Origin of the sequence: Mesorhizobium sp. B2-7-1 (genome assembly GCF_006440735.1) — a bacterium.
Lineage (GTDB): Bacteria > Pseudomonadota > Alphaproteobacteria > Rhizobiales > Rhizobiaceae > Mesorhizobium.
The window spans coordinates 1-19,775 of sequence record NZ_VFUA01000117.1 but is presented as its reverse complement, the minus strand read 5'-3'; the positions used below and the strand labels follow the sequence as shown (position 1 = coordinate 19,775).

The 19,775-nt window shown below is 65.7% G+C and carries 21 protein-coding genes and 1 tRNA gene; 13 read left to right on the top strand and 9 right to left on the bottom strand.

Going from position 1 to position 19,775, the window contains the following annotated elements:
• The first annotated feature begins 304 nt into the window (after positions 1-304).
• The 3 genes from ccmB to FJ471_RS29395 all read left to right on the top strand — a co-directional run bounded on the left by ccmB (position 305) and on the right by FJ471_RS29395 (position 1,848).
• Entirely contained in the window at positions 305-970 is a 666-nt protein-coding gene (gene ccmB, locus FJ471_RS29405) for a heme exporter protein CcmB (protein WP_140808556.1), read from the top strand.
• Positions 971-1,088: 118 nt separating this feature from the next.
• Positions 1,089-1,256 carry a heme exporter protein CcmD gene (gene ccmD, locus FJ471_RS29400; protein ID WP_040987904.1) on the top strand — a complete coding sequence of 56 codons (168 nt, stop codon included), beginning with the start codon at positions 1,089-1,091 and terminating at the stop codon, positions 1,254-1,256.
• A 13-nt stretch (positions 1,257-1,269) separates the two neighbouring features.
• Entirely contained in the window at positions 1,270-1,848 is a 579-nt protein-coding gene (locus FJ471_RS29395; protein ID WP_140808553.1) for a DsbE family thiol:disulfide interchange protein, read from the top strand.
• Between the two features lie 173 nt (positions 1,849-2,021).
• On the opposite strand, the gene FJ471_RS34970 is transcribed toward FJ471_RS29395, so the two are convergent.
• The gene (locus FJ471_RS34970) at positions 2,022-2,186 is read right to left on the bottom strand and encodes a hypothetical protein (RefSeq protein ID WP_181177681.1); all 165 of its coding nucleotides are present in this window, start codon (positions 2,184-2,186) and stop codon (positions 2,022-2,024) included.
• A 295-nt stretch (positions 2,187-2,481) separates the two neighbouring features.
• On the opposite strand from FJ471_RS34970, the gene FJ471_RS29390 reads away from it, so the two are divergent.
• Complete coding sequence (locus FJ471_RS29390; RefSeq protein WP_140808551.1) at positions 2,482-3,402, top strand: SMP-30/gluconolactonase/LRE family protein; 921 nt, start codon at positions 2,482-2,484, stop codon at positions 3,400-3,402.
• A gap of 178 nt (positions 3,403-3,580) precedes the next feature.
• Positions 3,581-3,787: a 4-oxalocrotonate tautomerase family protein gene (locus tag FJ471_RS29385; protein WP_128259601.1), complete on the top strand. Its 207-nt coding sequence runs from the start codon at positions 3,581-3,583 to the stop codon at positions 3,785-3,787.
• Positions 3,788-3,823: 36 nt separating this feature from the next.
• On the opposite strand, the gene FJ471_RS29380 is transcribed toward FJ471_RS29385, so the two are convergent.
• A complete protein-coding gene (locus FJ471_RS29380; protein ID WP_140808549.1) occupies positions 3,824-4,261 on the bottom strand; it encodes a metallopeptidase family protein in 438 nt (145 codons plus the stop codon).
• A gap of 183 nt (positions 4,262-4,444) precedes the next feature.
• Here FJ471_RS29380 and FJ471_RS35430 point away from each other — a divergent pair, with 183 nt between their 5' ends.
• From FJ471_RS35430 to FJ471_RS29365, 3 genes are read left to right on the top strand one after another with little or no spacing between them, the layout of a single operon-like run.
• Positions 4,445-5,437, top strand: a complete 993-nt coding sequence (locus FJ471_RS35430; RefSeq protein WP_140808559.1) for a hypothetical protein — start codon at positions 4,445-4,447, stop codon at positions 5,435-5,437.
• The gene (locus FJ471_RS29370; RefSeq protein ID WP_140808547.1) at positions 5,379-6,869 is read left to right on the top strand and encodes a DUF6504 family protein; all 1,491 of its coding nucleotides are present in this window, start codon (positions 5,379-5,381) and stop codon (positions 6,867-6,869) included. Before FJ471_RS35430 ends, FJ471_RS29370 begins: the two co-directional genes overlap by 59 nt.
• On the top strand, positions 6,866-10,204 hold the full coding sequence (locus FJ471_RS29365) for an error-prone DNA polymerase (protein ID WP_140808545.1): 3,339 nt from the start codon (positions 6,866-6,868) through the stop codon (positions 10,202-10,204). The genes FJ471_RS29370 and FJ471_RS29365 overlap by 4 nt, the downstream gene beginning before the upstream one ends.
• Positions 10,205-10,362: 158 nt before the next feature.
• Here FJ471_RS29365 and FJ471_RS29360 read toward each other — a convergent pair whose 3' ends face one another.
• The 4 genes from FJ471_RS29360 to FJ471_RS29345 all read right to left on the bottom strand — a co-directional run bounded on the left by FJ471_RS29360 (position 10,363) and on the right by FJ471_RS29345 (position 13,365).
• Complete coding sequence (locus FJ471_RS29360; RefSeq protein WP_140808543.1) at positions 10,363-10,611, bottom strand: Trm112 family protein; 249 nt, start codon at positions 10,609-10,611, stop codon at positions 10,363-10,365.
• Positions 10,612-10,784: 173 nt separating this feature from the next.
• Complete coding sequence (locus tag FJ471_RS29355; RefSeq protein WP_140808541.1) at positions 10,785-11,456, bottom strand: LON peptidase substrate-binding domain-containing protein; 672 nt, start codon at positions 11,454-11,456, stop codon at positions 10,785-10,787.
• A 298-nt stretch (positions 11,457-11,754) separates the two neighbouring features.
• Entirely contained in the window at positions 11,755-12,747 is a 993-nt protein-coding gene (gene trxA / locus FJ471_RS29350) for a thioredoxin (protein WP_140808539.1), read from the bottom strand.
• Positions 12,748-12,870: 123 nt separating this feature from the next.
• Positions 12,871-13,365 carry a prolyl-tRNA synthetase associated domain-containing protein gene (locus FJ471_RS29345; RefSeq protein WP_140808535.1) on the bottom strand — a complete coding sequence of 165 codons (495 nt, stop codon included), beginning with the start codon at positions 13,363-13,365 and terminating at the stop codon, positions 12,871-12,873.
• Positions 13,366-13,626: 261 nt separating this feature from the next.
• On the opposite strand from FJ471_RS29345, the gene FJ471_RS29340 reads away from it, so the two are divergent.
• The 3 genes from FJ471_RS29340 (at position 13,627) to FJ471_RS29330 (ending at position 15,332) form a co-directional block, all read left to right on the top strand.
• Positions 13,627-13,701 (top strand) — tRNA-Gly (locus FJ471_RS29340).
• Positions 13,702-14,554: 853 nt separating this feature from the next.
• Positions 14,555-14,752: a hypothetical protein gene (locus FJ471_RS29335; RefSeq protein WP_140808533.1), complete on the top strand. Its 198-nt coding sequence runs from the start codon at positions 14,555-14,557 to the stop codon at positions 14,750-14,752.
• Positions 14,753-14,954: 202 nt separating this feature from the next.
• Entirely contained in the window at positions 14,955-15,332 is a 378-nt protein-coding gene (locus FJ471_RS29330) for a hypothetical protein (protein WP_140808531.1), read from the top strand.
• Between the two features lie 152 nt (positions 15,333-15,484).
• Here FJ471_RS29330 and FJ471_RS29325 read toward each other — a convergent pair whose 3' ends face one another.
• Positions 15,485-15,781 (bottom strand): adenylate cyclase, encoded by a 297-nt coding sequence (locus FJ471_RS29325; RefSeq protein WP_140808529.1) that lies wholly within the window; start codon positions 15,779-15,781, stop codon positions 15,485-15,487.
• A 168-nt stretch (positions 15,782-15,949) separates the two neighbouring features.
• Positions 15,950-16,390 (bottom strand): Lrp/AsnC family transcriptional regulator, encoded by a 441-nt coding sequence (locus tag FJ471_RS29320; protein WP_140808528.1) that lies wholly within the window; start codon positions 16,388-16,390, stop codon positions 15,950-15,952.
• A 127-nt stretch (positions 16,391-16,517) separates the two neighbouring features.
• Here FJ471_RS29320 and rocF point away from each other — a divergent pair, with 127 nt between their 5' ends.
• Together rocF and FJ471_RS29310 are read left to right on the top strand one after the other, a co-directional pair.
• Positions 16,518-17,450, top strand: coding sequence for an arginase (rocF, locus tag FJ471_RS29315; RefSeq protein WP_140808526.1), 933 nt, complete (start codon positions 16,518-16,520; stop codon positions 17,448-17,450).
• A 2-nt stretch (positions 17,451-17,452) separates the two neighbouring features.
• Entirely contained in the window at positions 17,453-18,511 is a 1,059-nt protein-coding gene (locus tag FJ471_RS29310) for an ornithine cyclodeaminase (protein WP_140808524.1), read from the top strand.
• A 167-nt stretch (positions 18,512-18,678) separates the two neighbouring features.
• On the opposite strand, the gene FJ471_RS29305 is transcribed toward FJ471_RS29310, so the two are convergent.
• A complete protein-coding gene (locus tag FJ471_RS29305) occupies positions 18,679-19,677 on the bottom strand; it encodes a substrate-binding domain-containing protein (RefSeq protein WP_140808522.1) in 999 nt (332 codons plus the stop codon).
• Positions 19,678-19,775: the final 98 nt, after the last annotated feature.

Sequence of the window (19,775 nt, the reverse complement as noted above, 5' to 3'; positions counted from 1 at the left end):
GTGTTGGGGATGGGGGAAGCCGGTTGAGGTTGGCGATCCTTCGCCCCCCTCTCTGCCCTGCCGGGCATCTCCCCCTCAAGGGGGGAGATCGGGAGTTCGGGCGCTCTGCCAACCTTCTTACGTTGAAAATTGGCGAAGGCCGAAGTGACATCCAATCTCCCCCCTTGAGGGGGGTGAGGAGTGGTCCGCATAGCGGACGGAAAGCCAACTGCTTGGCTTTCCGAACGACGAACGCCCGGAGCGACAGCGAAGGACCGGCGCCGGCAGGCCAGAGAGGGGGGCCTAGGCGCAGGCGTCTCAAATCATGCTAGCTCTCTTCCTCCGCGACATCCGCCTTTCCATCCGTGCCGGCGGCGGCGCGTTGACCGGCGTCATCTTCTTCCTCGCCGTCATCGTCACCATCCCCTTCGGCGTCGGCCCCGACCTCAACCTCTTGTCCCGCATCGGCCCGGCGATCCTATGGATCGCCGCCCTGCTCGCCTGCCTGCTTGGGCTCGACCGGCTGTTTCAGGCCGACCGCGAGGACGGCTCGCTCGACCTTTTGGTGCTCAACGGCGACCGCCACATGCTGGCGCTGACGGTGCTGACGAAATGCCTGGCGCATTGGACGGGCAGCGTGCTGCCGCTGGTGGTCGCGGCGCCCTTGCTCGGCCTGTTCATGAACATGGAGCCGCTGGGCATCGGCGCCACCGCGCTCACCCTTCTCATCGGCACGCCGGCCATCACCTTCATCGGTGCCGCCGGCGCCGCGGTCGCTGTGGCGCTGCCGCGCGGTGGGCTGCTGATCTCCGTGCTGGTGCTGCCTTTGACCATTCCGGTGCTGATCTTCGGCGTTTCGGCGAGCTATGGCGCCGTCGCCGATCCGGCGCCGTTCCTGCAGCCCTTCCTCATTCTTGCCGCGCTGACGCTGTTTCTTGCGGTGCTCGGTCCCCTGGCGGCGGCGCTGGCGCTGCGGCACGGGACGGATTGAGGCGAGGAAGACGTTCCTCCACTGCGGCACCGCGACAAATTGCGGACCGGCCCGAGCGAGGTTATGGGAAAGACATGATCGCAACGATTGGCACGATGGAAAGCGGGGCGCAGCCGATATGAGCGCGCACGCCCTGTTCGTCACCGCCGCCTATGCCATCACCGCTGTCGTGCTCGCCGGGCTGGTCGGCTGGATCCTGCTCGACCAGCGGGCGCGCAAGCGCGAGCTGGCGGCGTTGGAAGCGGCTGGCGTGCGGCGACGCTCCGACAAGGCCGTCAAGTCATGAGCATCGAAACGTCATGAGCATCGAAACCGAAGCCCCGGCGCCGCGCCGCCGCCTGTTCGTGCTGTTGCCGCTGCTGGTGTTCCTGGGGCTGGCCGGGCTGTTCCTGTCGCAGCTGCTCTCGGGCCGCGACGCCTCGGAAATCCCCTCGGCGCTGATTGGCCTTCCGGCGCCGCGGACCGATCTGCCGCCGCTCGAGGGGACGAGCCTGCCGGGGCTCGAGTCAAAAGATTTTGCCGGAAAGGTGACGCTGGTCAACGTGTTCGCGTCCTGGTGCGCCCCGTGCCGCGAAGAGCATCCGGTGCTGCTCGGCCTGTCGCAGGACAAGCGCTTCACGCTCGCCGCGCTGAACTACAAGGACCAGCCCGAAAACGCCCGCCGCTTCCTTGGCGACCTCGGCAATCCGTATCAGGCGATCGGCGTCGACCCGGCCGGGCGCGCGGCGATCGACTGGGGCGTCTATGGCGTGCCCGAGACCTTCGTCATCGGCAAGGACGGCAAGATCGCCTACAAGCATGTCGGGCCGCTGACGCCCGACTCCGTGAGGGCGTTGCTGTTGCCGCAGATCGAGAAAGCGCTGGCGGCGCCTGGTTAGGCGCCCCCTCATCCGGCCGCTACGCGGCCACCTTCTCCCCGAGGGGAGAAGAGGTTGGCGCCGGCGATTACCTGCTCCTCTCCCCTGGGGGAGAAGGTCGGATTGCCCCGAATTGCCCTTCGCAATTCGGTTGGCGATCCGGGTGAGGGGGAATTCCCCTCGACCGGAAAGACTTAGCCGTAGATCTGCTTGTGGACCTGGTAGAGCATCTCGGAACGGTCGGCGCGCAGATCGGCGAGATCGCGGCTGGACAGGTTCTCGATTTCGGCGACGAGGCGGTTGTAGTGGCGGCGCTTGGCCATGCTGGCGCGGGCGCGGGAGACAAGATTGTCGAACATGACAGGGTTCCTTTAATGCCGCATTGGCGCGGCCGGTTGTTCCTCCCTGACGATTGTGAGGATGACATAGGAATGGTGCATTGCAAAAGAAAGATGTTGCAATGCACCATTGCAGCCAGCGCATAGCCGGTTAACCGCGGGCTAACGGGCCATGCGTCGGGCGCGGCCCGCAAGGCCGGTCCGCTTCACGCAGTTCTCATCTGTTTTGTCATACAAATTCCTGGTCTGCCGTCTTGCCAGATCGCCTTCGGACTGGCTTGATCCGCCCGTCACGTGAGTGCCGGGAGGAAAATGCATGGCGGCCGCAGACTATTACGACGTTCTCGATCCGCGCTTCGCGCGCCTGTTCAACGGCAGCGCCCAGGTGGAAAAGCTGTTCACCGGCTGCCGCTGGGCGGAAGGGCCGGCCTGGTTTGCCGCCGGCCGCTATGTCGTCTGGTCCGACATCCCCAACAACCGCATGCTGCGCTATGACGAGACCGACGGCAGCGTCAGCGTGTTCCGCCAGCCGTCCGGCAATTCCAACGGCAACACGGTCGACCGCCAGGGCCGGCTGGTGACCTGCGAGCATTCCGGCCGCCGCGTCAGCCGCACCGAATTCGACGGCTCGATCACCACCATCGCCGAGAAGTGGAAGGGCAAGCGGCTGAACTCCCCCAACGACGCGGTGGTGCGCTCGGACGGCTCGATCTGGTTCACCGACCCGAGCTACGGCATCGACACCGACTATGAGGGCGACAAGGCCGAGAGCGAGATCGGCGCCTGCAACGTCTATCGCGTCGATCCGGAGACCGGCGATGTCGAGGCCGTCATCACCGACATGGTGCGGCCGAACGGGCTCGCCTTCTCGCTCGACGAAAGCCTGCTCTATGTCGTCGACACCGGCCGCACGCATGGCGAGAAGAACCCGGCGCATATGCGCGTCTTCAACGTCGGCAAGCACGGCAGGAAGGTTTCCGGCGGCAAGGTCTTCGCCGACTGCACCGCCGGGCTGTTCGACGGCTTCAGGCTCGATTCCGACGGACGCATCTGGACCAGCGCGGCCGACGGCATCCACTGCTACGATCCGGACGGCACGCTGATCGGCAAGGTCAAGGTGCCGGAGGTGACCGCCAACTGCGTGTTCGGCGGCAACAAGCTGAACTGTCTCTACATCGCCGGCACCACCTCGCTCTACATGGTGCGGCTGATGGTGAACGGGGCCAAAACCTATTGAGCGAGACTGTTTGGAAATTCTACTCCGGCGGCCATCTGATGGCGGTTTCTGCGCTTCCGGTGCTCACGGACCCACAAGTCCGCTCCGCTCCGGTTCTCGAAACCACCATCATATGACTCGCCGGAGCGAATTTCGAAACAGTCTCGGCCGTGCAAGCAACTGAAGGGGAGGGAGAAAAATGCCATTCGTCAACATCCGCATCGTCAAGGAAGTGATCGCCGCCGATCCGGCCGGCAAGAAGGCTGACATCGCCAAGAAGGTGACATCGGCCATCATGGAGGCCACCGGGCTTAGCAATAACGATGTCTGGGTGGTGTTCGAGGAGGTCAACGCCCGCGACTGGTATGTCGGCAAGACCGATGTCGAGACGCTGCGGAAGGGGTAGGGCCGCACGTTCGGGTGCGGGCGCGCCCCTTCTCGCTCAGCTCGCCGCCGCCTGCTCGGCGGCTTCCTCGATGCGCTCCATGTCGTCGTCCGACAGGCCGAAATGGTGGCCGATCTCGTGGATCAGCACATGGGTGACGATGTCGCCCATCGTCTCCTCGTTCTCGGCCCAATAGTCGAGTATGGCGCGGCGGTAGAGCGTGATGCGGTTCGGCCCCTCGCCGGTCTGCGGGTTCCAGCGTTCGGCGATGCCGCGTCCCTCGAACAGGCCAAGCAGGTCGAAGGGCGTCTCCAGCGACAGGTCGTCCATGATCTCGTCGGTCGGGAAATCGGCGATCTGGATGATGATCTCACCAGTGAGCTTGCGGAACTCGTCCGGCAGATGGGCATAGGCCTCCAACGCCAGAAGCTCCATCTCGTCGATCGACGGCGAGAGCTGATCGTGCCAGGTGCGTGTCTTATAGATACGGGCCATGAAATGTCCTTTGATCCCGGCATATAGGCTTTCGCGCCGATAGAGGCAAATGAGCCGGCCGGGCGTCCGCTTTCACGGTAAAAGGTGAAGGAATAAATTCCTTGTGACTCTGCTTGACTCTTCCGGGCGCCTCTGGAATCTATAGGAACATAACAGGAACAATTGCTGCCGGAAGTGAACGTCATGGCGATGAGTGCCGTGGCGCGGGACACTGTTTTTGCCCTGCGCCGCCAGATCGCGAAGATCGAAGGAACGCTGCCCGAGCGCCTGCAAGCGCCGGCGCCTGGCGCGCCTGCTGATGTTACCGGATCGGACATGACGATCGTCCGGCGCGGCCTTGCCGTGGCCGCGGCGGACGCCTTCCTGCGCACCGGCATCGAGCGCCTCGACGCCGCCCTTGGCGGCGGCCTGCCCAGGGCGGCGCTCAGCGAAATCCATGGCCTGGAAACCCGCGATGCCGGCACTGTCGCCGGCTTCGCGCTCTCGCTCGTGAGCCTCATCCTCAAAGAGAAGCAGGGCCTCCCGATCCTGTGGGTCGGCACGGCGGAAATCTTTCACGAGGCGGGCCTTCCCTATGCCAGGGGGCTGCACGCCCTGTTCGGCATCGAGCCGGAGCAATTGCTGTTCTCCGAGGCGCCCAAGCTGCTCGATGCGCTATGGATCGCCGAGGAGGCCGCCCGCATGACCGCCTTCGCCGCGGTCATTCTGGAAGTCCGCGGCAGTCCGCAACGGCTCGACCTCACCGCCACGCGCCGGCTGCACGCCCGCGCCCAGAACGCCAGCCGGCCGCTGCTTTTGCTGCGCCAGGCGGGCGAGGCCGACCCCACCGCCGCGCCCGTGCGCCTCATTGTTTCGGCGGCGCCCGCGGCAAGCCGCGAGACAGTCGCCGGGCCGCTCGCCGGCTCGATCGGCCGCCCCGCCTTCAAAGTCGATATCGGCAAGAGCCGCACGGCCCTGCCCGGACAATTCACACTGGAGTGGAACCCAAATGAGCACGCTTTTGCAGAAAGAACAGAGAATTCTGTCGCTGTGGTTCCCGCATCTGGCCGCGGAACGGATCCTGCGCCAGCGTCTGGGGCGGTCCTGGCGTTCCCGGCCCTCGCAGCACCTGCCACTGGTGATCAGCCATCGCGACAACAACACCCAGCGCATCGCAGCCCTCGACGAGCGGGCTGAGGCGCTGAAGCTGAAACGCGGCATGGGCATTGCCGATGCCCGCGCCATGCACCCCTCGATCGATGTGGTGGAGGCCGACGCGGAAGCCGACCGCCGCTTGCTCGAAGGCCTTGCCGACTGGTGCGACCGCTACACGCCCCTGGTGGCGATCGACGCCGAGGACGGGCTGTTCCTCGACGTCACCGGCTGCACGCATCTGTTCGGCGGCGAGCGCGCCATGCAGGACGAGATCCTGACCCGCTTCTTCCAGCAGGGTTTCGATGTCCGCGCCGGCCTTGCCTCGACCCCCGGCGCCGCCTGGGCGGCGGCGCGCTTCCATGGCGACCGTATCGTGGCCGGCGGCGAGGAGGAGGCGCTGCTGGCGCCGCTGCCCTTGTCGGCGCTGCGCATCGCGCCGGAGACCCGCGCCGGCCTTGAGAGCGTCGGCCTGCGCACCGCCGGCGCGGTGATGGCAGCACCCCGCGCGCCGCTCGCCCGCCGCTTCGGCGCCTCTCTTCTTCTGCGCCTCGACCAGGCGCTCGGCCGCCTCGACGAAGCCGTGTCGCCGCGCCTTCCCGTCGCGCCGCTCTCGGTCGAGCGCCACCTTGCCGAGCCGGTCGTGCTCACCGACGAGATCGAGCGGCTGGTGAGCCGCCTTGCCGTCGCCTTGAAGAGCGACCTCGAACGGCGCGGCGAAGGCGCAAGGACACTGGCGCTGCTTCTCTTCCGCGTCGACGGCGCCGTCAGCCGCATCGCCGTCGGCACCTCGCGCCCGATGCGCGAGCCGCGGCTGATCCAAAGACTGTTCCACGAACGGCTGACCGCGCTGGAGCAGAGCATCGATGCCGGCTTCGGCTTCGACCTCGTGCGGCTGTCCGTGCTGTCGGTCGCCGCCTTCGACATGTTGCAGGGCGACCTCACCGGCGAGGCGGACGACGATGACGCCGACATCGCGCTGTTCGCCGACCGCGTCCGCGCCCGCCTCGGCGAGGCCGCCGTGCTGAAGCCGGTGGTCGTCGAAAGCCATCTGCCCGAACGCGCCGTCAAGACCGTGCCTTTCGCCGAGGCGCCGCAAAGGCGCGCGCCGGCGGCCGGCCGGGCGGCGCTGCCCCGAACAGCGCCGCCGATGACCATCTATCCGCCGGAGCGGCCGGTGCGCCTGTTCCGCTCGCCCGAGCCGATCGAGGTGCCGGCGACCGAGATCCCGGAAGGCCCGCCGATGAATTTCCGCTGGCGGCGCGCGCTCTACCGCGTCGCCCGCGCCGAGGGGCCGGAACGCATCGCCGCCGAATGGTGGCGGCAACTGCCCGGCGAGGAAGAGGCGCCGACCCGCGACTATTACCACATCGAGGACAGCGAGGGACGCCGCTACTGGCTCTACCGCCAGGGTCTCTACAGCACCGCGCCGCAGGCCGCGCCGCCGCGCTGGTTCATGCATGGGGTGTTCGCATGAACGCGCTGACCGTCATCCCCTATGCCGAGTTCGGCATCAGCTCGAATTTCTCCTTCCTGCGCGGCGCCTCCAAGCCGGAGGAGCTGGTGGTCACGGCGAAATTCCATGGTTTTGCCTCGATCGGCCTTGCCGACAGGAACACCGTGGCCGGCGTCGTGCGCGCCTGGCAGCAGGCCAAGGTGGAGAAGATGGCCTATCACCCGGGCTGCCGCCTGGTATTCGGCGACGGCACGCCGGACATTCTGGCCTATCCCCGCGACCGCCAGGGCTGGGGCCATCTCTGCCGCATGCTGACCCAGGCCAATCTGCGCGACGAAACCGAGAAGGGCGCGACATTGCTCGAGCTCGACGACCTGCTCGAATGGGGCGATCGGATGTCGCTGGCGATCCTGCCAGATCTGTCGACAGACGCGGATGGCAATCTGGCATTCATTAGCCGGCTTAAGGATCGCTTCGGCTCGGTGCTCCGCCTTGCCGTGGCGCCAAATTATGCCGGGAATGACCGCTTCCGCATCGAGCAGGCGGCGGCGATGGCCGAGCATGCCCGCGTTCCGCTGATGGCGACCAATGACGTGCTTTATCACGCCGCCGAGCGTCGCCCGCTGCAGGATGTGCTCACCGCGATCCGCCTCAACACCCCGGTTTCCGACGTCGGGCTGGAGCTGACCGCCAATGCCGAGCGCCATCTGAAGCCGCCGTTGGAGATGGCGCGGCTTTTCCGCCGCCACCCGCAAGCGCTGGCCGAGACGCTGCGCCTCGCCGACGAGCTAAGTTTTTCGCTCAGCGATCTCGAATACAACTATCCGGACGAGCCGACCGAATCCGGGCTGGGGCCGCAGGCCGAGCTCGAACGCCTTGCCCGCGAAGGCGCGGCAAGACGCTATCCGGCCGGCATTCCCGATTATGTGCTGAAACGCATCGACAGCGAGCTCGGCTTGATCGAGCGCCTGAACTATGCCCGTTATTTCCTGACCGTCCACGACATCGTCAAATTCGCCCGCAGTCAGGACATCCTCTGCCAGGGCCGCGGTTCGGCCGCCAATTCGATCATCTGCTTCTGCATCGGCATCACCGAGGTCGGCCCCGAGCGCATCGACACCTTGTTCGAGCGCTTCATCTCCGAGGAGCGCAACGAGCCGCCCGATATCGACGTCGATTTCGAGCATGAACGGCGCGACGAGGTCATCGCCTATATCTATGCGAAATACAGCGCCAAGCGCACCGCCTTGGCCGCCGCCGTCATCAGCTATCGCGGCCGCTCTGCCCTACGCGAGGTGGCCAAGGCCATGGGCCTGTCGGAGGACGTGCGCAGCGCGCTGTCCAGCACCATCTGGGGCTGGTCGACCTCCGAGCTCGGCGAAAGGGAGGCCAATGCCGGCGGCCTCGACCGCACCGACCCGCTGTCCAGGCAGGTGCTGGAACGCGCCAACGAGATCATGGGCTTTCCCCGCCACCTTTCCCAGCATGTCGGCGGCTTCGTCATCACCCGCGACCGGCTCGACGAGGTCGTGCCCATCGTCAAGACGGCGATGGAGGAACGCAAGATGGTCGAATGGGACAAGGACGACCTCGACGCGGTGAAGATCCTCAAGGTGGACGTGCTGGCGCTCGGCATGCTGACCTGCCTGAAGCGCGCCTTCACCTTGCTCACCGACCATTATCCGCGGGCGCGGGATCCCTTTGGACGACCTTACGTGCTCGCCACCCTCCCCGAAGAGCACGAGGACGTTTACGCCATGATCCAAAGGGCCGACACGCTCGGCGTTTTCCAGATCGAGTCGCGCGCGCAGATGTCGATGCTGCCGCGCCTCAGGCCGGAGAATTTCTACGACCTCGTCATCGAGGTGGCGATCGTGCGTCCCGGCCCGATCCAGGGCGACATGGTGCATCCCTATCTACGCCGCCGGCAGGGCAAGGAGGCGGTCAATTATCCCAGCCTTGAGCTCAAGAAGATCCTCGGCAAGACGCTGGGCGTGCCGCTGTTCCAGGAACAGGCGATGAAGATCGCCATCGTCGCCGGCGGCTTCCGTCCGGGCGAGGCCGACGAGCTGCGCCGCGCCATGGCGACCTTCAAGCGCACCGGCACGATCGGCAATTACCGCCAGCGCATGATCGACGGCATGGTCGGCAATGGCTACGACAAGGAGTTCGCCGAACGCTGCTTCAAGCAGATCGAGGGTTTCGGCGAATATGGCTTTCCCGAAAGCCATGCCGCGTCCTTCGCGCTGCTGGTCTACGCCTCCTGCTGGTTCAAGACCTTTTATCCCGACGTGTTCTGCGCCGCGATCCTGAACGCTCAGCCGATGGGTTTCTACCAGCCGGCCCAGCTCGTTCGCGACGCGCGCGACCATGGCGTCGAGATACGCGAGGTCGACATCAACCATTCCGTCTGGGACTGCACGCTGGAAGCAACCGCCTTCGATCCGTCGCGCATCCTCGAACGCCACGCCTCGATGCGCGGCGTCATCGAAACGGCGCATGCCGTCAGGCTCGGCTTCCGCCAGATCAAGGGCCTGTCCGAGGAACGCATGGATATAGTCGTCGCGCATCGCAGCGACGGCTATCGCTCGGTCAGGGATGTCTGGCTGCGGTCGGGCCTCGATGTCGGCGAGATCGAGAAGCTGGCGCAGGCGGACGCGTTCCGCTCGATCGGCCTCGACCGCCGTGCCGCGCTCTGGGAGGTGCGGGCGCTCGACGGCAAGAGCGCCGCCGAGAAGCTGCCGTTGTTCGACCAGCCGTCGCTCAGCCTGCGCGAGCTGGAGCCGGAAACGAAACTGCCGAAAATGCCGCTCGGCGAGCATGTCGTGCATGACTACCGCTCGCTCGGCCTGTCGCTGAAGGAACATCCCGTCGCCTTCCTGCGCGAAAGGCTGGATCGCGCCGGCATCACCCCGAATGCCCGCCTGCCATCGGTGCGCGACGGCCGCCGCGTCTCCGTCGCCGGCCTCGTGCTGGTGCGCCAGCGCCCGGGCAAGGGCAATGCCATCTTCCTCACGCTGGAGGACGAAAAGTCGATCGCCAACGTCATCATCTGGCCACGCGTCTTCGACCGCTTCCGCTCCATCGTCATGGGCGCCCGCTTCATCCGCGTCACCGGCAAGCTGCAGCATGAATCGGACGTCATCCACATCGTCGCCGACCGGATCGAGGATCTGACCTCCTGGCTGAGCGTGCTGCTGGAGTCCGCCAATCGCCCGGTCATCGAGCATGATCCCGCCGAACGGCCGGTTGGACCGGCGTCCGCCGCAAACCGTGGCCTGCCGGTCCGCCAGGACATCGCGGCGCTGTCGAGCACCGCGCGGCAAGTCATGCCCAAGGGACGGAATTTTCAGTAAGGCGCAGCGCCGAAGCTGCCAATCTCCCCCTTGCGGGGGAGACGTCCGGCAGGACAGAGAGGGGTGCTGTCCCGCCGGCATTTTGGATTTTCGTGCAGCAGGAGCGTTAGGTAGTCACGAGCGCCTCCGCCAACCTCGAAGGCTTGCGACGTCCCGCCCTAAGACGGCCCGCTCAACCGCGGCGTCGGTGGCGCCAGCATGTCCTCGGCCGAGATCGTGCGCGCCTCCGATGGCAGCATGACCGGGATGCCGTCGCGCACCGGATAGGCGAGCTTCGCCACGCGCGAGACCAGCTCGCTGCGCTCTGGGTCCCAGGTCAGCGGCCCCTTGGTCAGCGGGCAGGCCAGCAGCTCCAGCAGCTTCGGGTCGACCTCGGCTTTTCGAGCGTCACGTCCGTCCGCCGGCATCGCACTTTTCCATTGTCCAATTCCCCCGGCGCTAAGTGTGTTGAGATTCAGGTCAGGCCGAGCCGAAAACGGTGGTTTCCGAGAACCGGAGCGGAGCGTACTTGAAGTACGTGAGCACCGGAAGCGCAGGAAGCCGGCGTTCGCAGGCCGGGCTCACCTGAATATCGATGCACTTATTGCAGGCTTGACCCAAACTCGTCATCCTCGCGTGCCAGCGTCATTTCGGTGATGGCGATCAGCGTTTCGGCGCGCGTCTTCAGGTCCGGCGCTTCCAGCAGCGCCTGCTTCTCGGCCGGTCCATAGGGCGCCATCATCGACAGCGCGTTGACCAGCATGCCGTTTTCGGCGCGGCTGACGCTTTCCCAGTCGGCCTCGAGGTCGTTGGCCTGCAGATAGGCGCGAAACGCCTTGAGCAGCGCCGGCCGGTCGACCTCGGCGGCGGCCGGGTCTTCCTCGAGATCGGCGAGAAAAGGCGTGATCTTGGACTGCCGGAACGGCGCCTTTGCCGCGAGCTCCTGCACGATGCGGAACCGGCACACGCCCTGCAGCGAGATCAGGTAGCGGCCGTCCCCGGTCTCGGCGAGCGATATGATGCGCCCGGCGCAACCGACGCTGCACAGCTCCGGCTCGCCGTCGTCGCGCAAGGCGCCGTCGAGGCTAGGCTGGATCATGCCGATCAGCCGCGGGCCGGCCATCGCCTGGTCGATCATCTGCAGATAGCGCGGCTCGAAGATGTTGAGCGGCATGCGGCCGCCGGGCAGAAGCAGCGCTCCGGCGAGCGGGAACACCGGGATTGCCGACGGCAGATCCTTGGCGAGCCGGTAGAGGGCGTTACCGACGCGCACCGCAACCCTCCCAAAGCAACGCCGGCAAGCGCATCACCCTGCAATCTCCTCTCGCACCGGCAAACCCTTCTTGATCGGCACAGCCCTTATCTGGCGCTGGCGCTCCGCCGCTCAACCCCGCCGGCCGCGACAGCTGGCAAAAAACTTTGAGCGCAATCCCGAAACAAGTACGGTGCCCGTCCGGAATTGCGCAAAAAAAAGCCTAGAGCAATTCCAGGAAAAGTGTGAAACGGTTTTCCGTCTGGAATTGCGTCGGAACAGGATCGGTTCGGCGATTCCGTGAAACGCCGAAGCCGCCCTACGAGAACAGCAGCGACGAGAGCTTGCGGCGTGCGCCAAGCGTCGCCTCGTCGGTCATCCCCCAGGCCTCGAACAGCTTCAGAAGCTGCGCCCTGGCGCCGTCCTCGTTCCACGTCCGGTCGGCCTTGACGATCGCCAGCAGATTGTCGGCGGCCGCATTGCGTTCGCCGCGCGCGTTCTGGATCATCGCCAGGTCGAAGCGCGCCTGATGGTCGGCCGGGTTGGCGGCCAGCCGGCGCTCGAACTCGGCTGGATTGCCGAGCGCGGCCGCTTCCGCCGCCAGGGTCATCTTGGTGCGCAGCGCGGCCAGCGCCGGCGCGTCCTTCTTGTCCTCGGGCGCCCGGGCGAGCACGGCTTCGGCGCCTTCCGCGTCGCCGGCGTCGAACAGGATCTCGCCCAGGCCGGCGACCGCCTCGATCGTCTCCGGCGCCTGCTCGAGGATCGCATCGTATATGTCGGCCGCGGTCTGGAGGTCGCCGGCTGTCCGCGCCTCGGCGGCTGCGGCAAGCGCGTCCGCGATCTGCGGCGCGCCGCCGCCCTTGCCGCCGACCTTCTGGATGAACTGGGCGATCTGGCTTTCGGGAACAGCGCCCATGAAGCCGTCGACCGGCTGGCCGTCCTTGAAGGCGATGACCGCGGGTATCGACTGGATGCCGAGCTGGCCGGCGATCGAGGGATGGTCGTCGATGTTCATCTTGACCAGCTTGACCTTGCCGCCGGCGGCCTGGACCGCCTTTTCGAGCTGCGGCGTCAACTGCTTGCAGGGCCCGCACCATGGCGCCCAGAAATCGACCAGCACCGGCTGGCGGCGCGATTCCTGGATGACGTCGGCGGCGAAGGCTGCGGTTGTCGTGTCCTTGATCAGGTCGGCCACCGCCGGCGCGTCGCCGAGCGAAACCTTGGCGCGGTCGCCGCCGCCATACTGCACCGTCTGGGCGTATTGGCCGCCATTGCCGCCGAACGCGCCGCTATACGGATTGTTGTCACTCATCTTGTCGCCCTTTCGGTCGCGCTCTTAAGGCGTCGGCGCCCGGCGCGTCATTGTCGGATTTCGAAAACCGCCTTGCATGTGGCGATCAGCCCCTGACTTTCAAGGTTAAGGGGAGCTTCAAGGTCATGAGACTTTCAGGATAACAGGATCGTGGCCGGTTGCCTCGACGAATCTGATCAGGTCGGCGGCCGCGATCGAGGTCGTCGCCTCATTGGTCAGCGGATGGCCGTTGATGACGTCATGGCTCATCAAAGCCTGGTCGAGCACGATCTTGACCTTCCCTTCCGTGTCGTTGATCAGGCCGAAAACGGTGACCGCGCCGGGGATGACGCCGAGCAGTTCCATCAGCATCTCCGGCTTGCCGAACGACACCCTGCTGGTGGCGCCGATCAAATGGTGGATCTGCTTCAGGTCGACCACGGCGTCCTCGCCGACGGTGACGAGGAAATAATTGTCCTTCTTGTCCTTGAGGAACAGGTTCTTGGTGTGGCCGCCGGGAATCTCGCCGCGCAGGCCTTGCGAATCGGCGACTGTGAACAGCGGCGGGTGCCGCACCGTCGAGACGGAAATGCCGAGGTCGGCAAGAAATTCGTTGAGCTCGGCTTCGGTCTTCGGCATCGGTCCTCGCGCGGTCGAACAGGGCTCATGCCGTTTACGGCCAACGGTGCCATCGGGGCAAGGCCGCCGCTGCGATTCCGGGAAAGGCGGGCGGCGGCTTCGCATGCGGATTCGTGACCGGTCCGGTTTCGCGCCGCTTCGATGCTTTCGAAGCGAACGTCGCCGCGGCAGGAATTCGCGCCAAAAAGACCGTCATTTCCCTGTTGCAATCGCCGCGCTCTTCGGCCATATAGGCGCGGCTTGCGGCCCTAGGCCGCGCGAGCGGGTGTAGCTCAGGGGTAGAGCACAACCTTGCCAAGGTTGGGGTCGAGCGTTCGAATCGCTTCACCCGCTCCAGTTTCCTCAAGGAAAGCAAGCAAACGAAAAGCCGCGGACCTCCGCGGCTTTTTCGCGTTTGAGGCTTGCAAGCGGGGCCCGCAGCGCCCGGACCGTTGGCGAAAAGCCGCCAACGCTTCCCGCCACGGATCTCCCGCGAAGGGATCAAGCACACGGATCAGGCGATCCTTCCCCCGGCATGTAGCATCCACCGTCTGGAAAATATCAACCGCCCATCAGACTTGGGTCGCATGCCGAAGGGACTGTAGAGCCTCTTTTGCCGGACGCCCGACAACTATATGTTGAGTGGAAGTGCTGGAACTAATCCGGCCGGGCAGTCTCGCGGGGAGCATTCCCGCAAGTCGTTACGTTGGGGCATAGCTGGTGCAATTCGGAAAAGTGTGAGCGGTTAGGTTCGGCGCCTTCGCCGTAACCGAGTCCGGCGCCTTCGCCGCGATCTTCCGTTCGGAATTGCGTCAGAACAAAGAGCTGGAACAAACGGCCATGAGGTTCACAGCCTTACAGGATCCGTGCGGCCAATGGATGGTGTACGATCTGCGGTCCGGTTGCCCGGCGCAGATACCGGACATGGTGCTGCTTGGCTTCACGCGCGCGCAAGCGGAAGAGCTGGCCAGCCAGGCGAATGAACTCGTCTCGACTCCGCGGCCGGCGGTGCTTTCTCGATATTTCAGCCTTTTATCGATATTTTACTGGCCTGAGCCGGAACAATCGGACTCTATTCGGACTTCTTTGCGTGTCGTGGAATCGCGCTGCGGTTCCGGGTCGGACGCATGTGTCAGAACAAGGACTTAGGGCGGTTCAGCGATTCCGTGCGCACTGGACCGCTCTCGCCGCGCCAAAACAAGGAGCGCCGATGAGGTTCGCAGTGATGCAGGATCCGTGCGACGACTGGCTTGTCTGCGATTTGGTTTGTGATCTCCCGGCGGAGATGGATGGACGGCCGCTTATCGGGTTGACGCGCGCCGAAGCCGAGCAGCTTGCCGACCGGGCCAATGCCGGAATTGGCGGGCAGGGCGACAACTCGCCGGTCCGCTTCGCCAGCGTCGCCTGACCGCGCTTGCGCGATTTCAACGCAAGTTCACATCGGATAACGTTTGCGTTCCAATCCATTTCAACGTTGCGCCGGCTTCTATATCTCCTCTTGGGCCGAGAAACGCCGGCGGTGAATGGCCAGACCGCGACACGACGCGACCGGACGGCCCGTTTCGGAAAAAGCGGTTCTGCCGCTTCCTCCAGCACGAGGAGATGTCATCATGCGTTCTTTCACCCCCAAAATCATCGTGGCCGCCTCGATCTTCGCGGCCATCCCGCTTTCCAGCGCCTATGCCGTGCACCGCCACCATAGAGCCGCGGTCGACACGACAACCACGGCATCGGTGCCGGTGGATCCGGAGGCGAGAGCCGCGACGGAGCAGCTGCTTGGCGTGAAACAGGGTATCCGCGACGCCAGGGAGCTCGGCAAGATCTCCGAAGGCAAGGCCCGCGAACTGATGCAGCAGGCCGACAGCATCCAGCGCGGCGGATCGGCGATCGGGCAGATCAACGAACTGGATCAGCGCCTGCAGAATGCCACCGGCCAGGGAACCTATATGGGCGACGGCTCGGACGGCGGCTACTATCCGAACGGCTGACGAACATCCGCCCTGGTAAAGCGGCTGCCGGTGTGATCGGCCCTTCCTTCGCCTCACACCGGTGCTGCCGCTCATTTGCGTGAAATCAGCGCAAACGCTGGGGATTGGTTGAAGCCGCCCCAACGTCGGTGAACCGCTCGAATGCCCGTCGCCTAATGGTTGTGGGACTGCTGGAACCCGGACACATCATATTGCGACACGCTCTTCGGGTTCTTCGAGTTCTGCGGCTGGGTGCCTGCGTAATGCGTTCCCGCATTGCCGTCCGGGTTGAAGGCCGAACCCGGAGCGGAGGCGGCGTGGCCCGGCGTGGCATCCCCTGTCTGAGGCGTGCCGATGGTTTGGCTCGGCTGACCTGTCGTGCCGGTCACGCTGTGGACGTTTGCGGCCAAGGCCACGCCGGTGGAGGCCATGAACAGGCCGGCTGCTATTGGCGTGAGGAGACGTTTCATCGTGTTCTCCCAAAAGCATTGGATTTCAGGAGGGCGCTCGGGTCTCTGGAGCACCCGGCGAGTCGTATATTATGCACCGCTAACGCTTTTGGACCGTCGATCGTCCCGAGCCTCACGAAACCGTGACGGGCGAGCGGGTCCGCAAGCAAGCCTCGGCCCGCGATATGACTACGCCAGCCGCGCCCTCGTCGTCCTCGGCGTCGCCAGCAAGAGGCTGGTCTCGCTTCCCGTTATGCCGGGGATCAGCCGGATACGCCGCAACACCGCGTCGAAATCCGTCAGCGTGGCGGTGCCGAGCTCGACCACAAGGTCCCAGCGGCCGTTCGTCGTGTGGATGGTCGAGACCTCGGCGAGGCCGCCGAGCGCCTTGACGACGCGGTCGGCGGCATGGCCCTCGATCTCGATCATCATCACGCCGCGGATCCTCTGGTCGACCGCCTCGGCGCGCAGCACCACCGTGTAGCCGATGATCTCGCCGGATTTTTCCAGCCGCTCCATGCGCGACCTGACCGTGGCGCGTGAGACGCCGACATCGACGGCGAGGTCGGAGACGCTGCGCCGCGCATCGTGCCTGAGCAGCGTGACCAGTCTTTCGTCTAGCGCATCCATGATTGCCACTTCGGTCAAGTTGCTTGGTTAAAATGATAAATCATTCTTCTCGAAATGCCAATTTTCGCTGTTCAAACCGCCAGCGGCCAATGGTTCACTGCTCCGATCAATCACAAGGTGAGAAAAAATGCGCTGCAGGATCGTCGGCGCGCCGGTGCAGGACGGCGCGGGCAGGATGGGATGCGAAATGGGGCCGAGCGCGCTGCGCACGGCAGGCCTGGTCTCGGTGCTGGCCGAGCTCGGCCATGAGGTCGAGGACTGGGGCGCGGTCGAGAAGGCCCAGGCCCGTGCCGTCGTTCATGGCAATCTCGCGCTGAAGGCGCTGCCGGAGATTTCCGCCTGGACGGCGGCGATCGCCGAGACCGCCTATGCCGCGTCCAGGGACGCCATGCCGATCTTCCTCGGCGGCGACCATTCGATCTCCGCCGGCACGGTGTCGGGCGTGGCGCGCCGCGCCGCCGAACGCGGCCGGCCGCTCTTCGTGCTGTGGCTCGACGCGCATCCGGATTTCCACACGCTCGACACCACCACCAGCGGCAATCTGCACGGCGTGCCGCTCGCCTATGCCAGCGGGCAGGCCGGTTTTCAGGGCTATTTCCCCGACCTGCCGCAAGCCGTCGATCCGGCCCGCATCTGCGCCATCGGCCTGCGCAGCGTCGACCCGGCCGAGCGCCGCGCGCTGACTGAAGCGGGCGTCACCGTGCACGACATGCGCGCCATTGACGAACACGGCATCGCGCCCTTGCTGCGCGCGTTCCTGGCCCGCGTCGAGAAGGAGAACGGGCTCTTGCATGTCAGCCTCGACGTCGATTTCCTCGATCCCTCGATCGCGCCGGCGGTCGGCACCACGGTGCCCGGCGGCGCCACTTTTCGCGAGGCGCATCTGGTGATGGAGATGCTGTCGGACTCAGGCCTCGTCTCCAGCCTCGACCTGGTCGAGCTGAACCCGTTCCTCGACGAACGCGGCCGCACCGCGACCCTAATGGTCGACCTGACCGCCAGCCTGATGGGCCGCCGCATCATGGACCGCCCAACCCGCAGCCACTCCGGAAGCCTCTGATCATGACCCAGCCTTCGCGCCTCGCCATCGTTCCCTTCGTCAGCGTCGACCGCATGATGAAGCTCGTGCTCGCCATCGGCGTCGAGCGTTTCCTCACCGAGCTCGCCGCCTATGTCGAGGAGGATTTCCGCCGCTGGGAATTGTTCGACAAGACGCCGCGCATCGCCTCGCACAGCCATGACGGCGTCATCGAGCTGATGCCGACCAGCGACGGCAAGATGTACGGCTTCAAATATGTCAACGGCCACCCGAAGAACATGCGCGAGGGCCGCCAGACCGTCACCGCCTTCGGCGTGCTCGCCGATGTCGGCTCCGGCTATCCGATGCTGCTCACCGAAATGACCATCCTGACGGCGCTGCGCACCGCCGCCACCTCCGCCGTCGCCGCCAAATATCTGGCGCCCAAGGGCGCGCGCGCCATGGCCGTCATCGGCAACGGCGCCCAGTCCGAGTTCCAGGCCATCGCCTTCAAGGCGCTGCTCGGCATCGACCGGTTGCGGCTCTACGACATCGACCGCTCGGCCTCGGAGAAATGCGCGCGCAACCTCGCCGGCAAGGGTTTCGACATCACCATCTGTTCGACCGGCCAGGATGCCGTGGAAGGCGTCGACATCATCACCACGGTGACCGCCGACAAGCAGTACGCCACGATCCTCACCGACAACATGGTCGGTTCCGGCGTCCACATCAACGCCGTCGGCGGCGACTGCCCGGGCAAGACCGAGCTCCACCGCGACATCCTGCTGCGCTCCGACATCTTCGTCGAGTTCCCGCCGCAGACGCGCATCGAGGGCGAGATCCAACAGCTCGACGCCGACCATCCGGTGACCGAGCTGTGGCAGGTGATGACCGGGAAGGCCGAGGGCCGCAAGACGGCCAAGCAGATCACGCTGTTCGATTCCGTCGGCTTCGCCACGGAGGATTTTTCGGCGCTGCGCTATGTCCGCGACCAGCTCCAGGCCACCGGCCTCTATGAGGAGCTCGACCTGCTCGCCGACCCCGACGAGCCGCGCGACCTGTTCGGCATGCTGGAGAGGGCGGCCTTGGAGCCGGCGGCTTGAGGGAATGGGTGGGTAATCTCCCCCCTTGAGGGGGAGGTGGCCGGCAGGCCAGAGGGGGTCGGTCCGACTGGGCTCGGCTTGCTTCTGCAGATGGAGGTTGGCGCTTCACGCGCAGCGACCCCCTCTGGCCTTCGGCGACATCTCCCCTCGAGGGGGGAGATTACGAGCTACCGCCGCGCCGCGCAGCTTTCCCGCTCCACCAGCACCGGCGCCAGCACCTCGCGGCGCGAGGGCGCTTCCGGCTCGCCCAGCCGCTCGAGCAGCAGGCTCACCGCGCGCGTGCCGATCTTTTCCACCGGCTGCGCGATCGTCGTCAGCGGCGGCCAGGTGGTGACGGCATAGGGGATGTCGTCGAAGCCGACCATCGAGATGTCGTCGGGAACCCGCAATCCGCGCGAGCGCAGCACCGTCAGCGCGCCCATCGCCATCAGGTCGTTGCAGGCAAACAGCGCCGTGATGTCCGGCGCCCGGGCCATGAGCTGCTCCATCGCCAGGCGCCCGCCGGCGAAATGATAGTCGGAATCGACGATCGACGAGGCCGGCAGCGCGAGGCCTGCCTCTTCGAGCGCGCGCACGAAGCCGCGCAGGCGGGCGGGACTGGAGCTCGAATCGCGCGGGCCGCCGATGACGCCGATCTTCCGGTGGCCGAGCCCGGCCAGGTATCTGCCGGCCAGATAGCCGCCATGGTCATGGTCGACCAGCACCGAATCGACATTGACCGACTGGATCTCGCGGTCGAGCAGCACCGCCGGCACGCTGGGCAGGAGCCGGGCGAACACCCGCGCATGGTCGGACGAGCCGGCGAAGATCAACCCGTCGATCTGCTTGGCCATCAGCACCGAGAGATAGCGCTCCTCCTTCTCGGCATTGCCGTCGGAGTTGCACAGGATCACCGTGTAGCCGGAGACGAAGCCGGCATCCTCGATCTGCCGCGCCACGCTGGCGAAGAACGGGTTGGAATTGTCAGGAAGCAGGAGCCCGATGGTCTTGGTCTCGCCGCGCCGCAGACTCCGCGCCACCGAGTTCGGACTGTAGCGTAGCGCGGTGATCGCGGCGCGCACGCGCTCGGCCGTCTCCGGCTCGACATGGCGCGTATGGTTCATCACATGCGAGACCGTTGCGACGGACACACCCGCGTGACGCGCAACATCGGCAATCGTCGTCATGGACCCGTTTCCCGAAGCAATCCCTAGAGCGTTTCACCGTTTCACGGAAACGGCGAACCGCTCTATCTCTTTGTTTTGACGCAATTCCGGACGGAAAA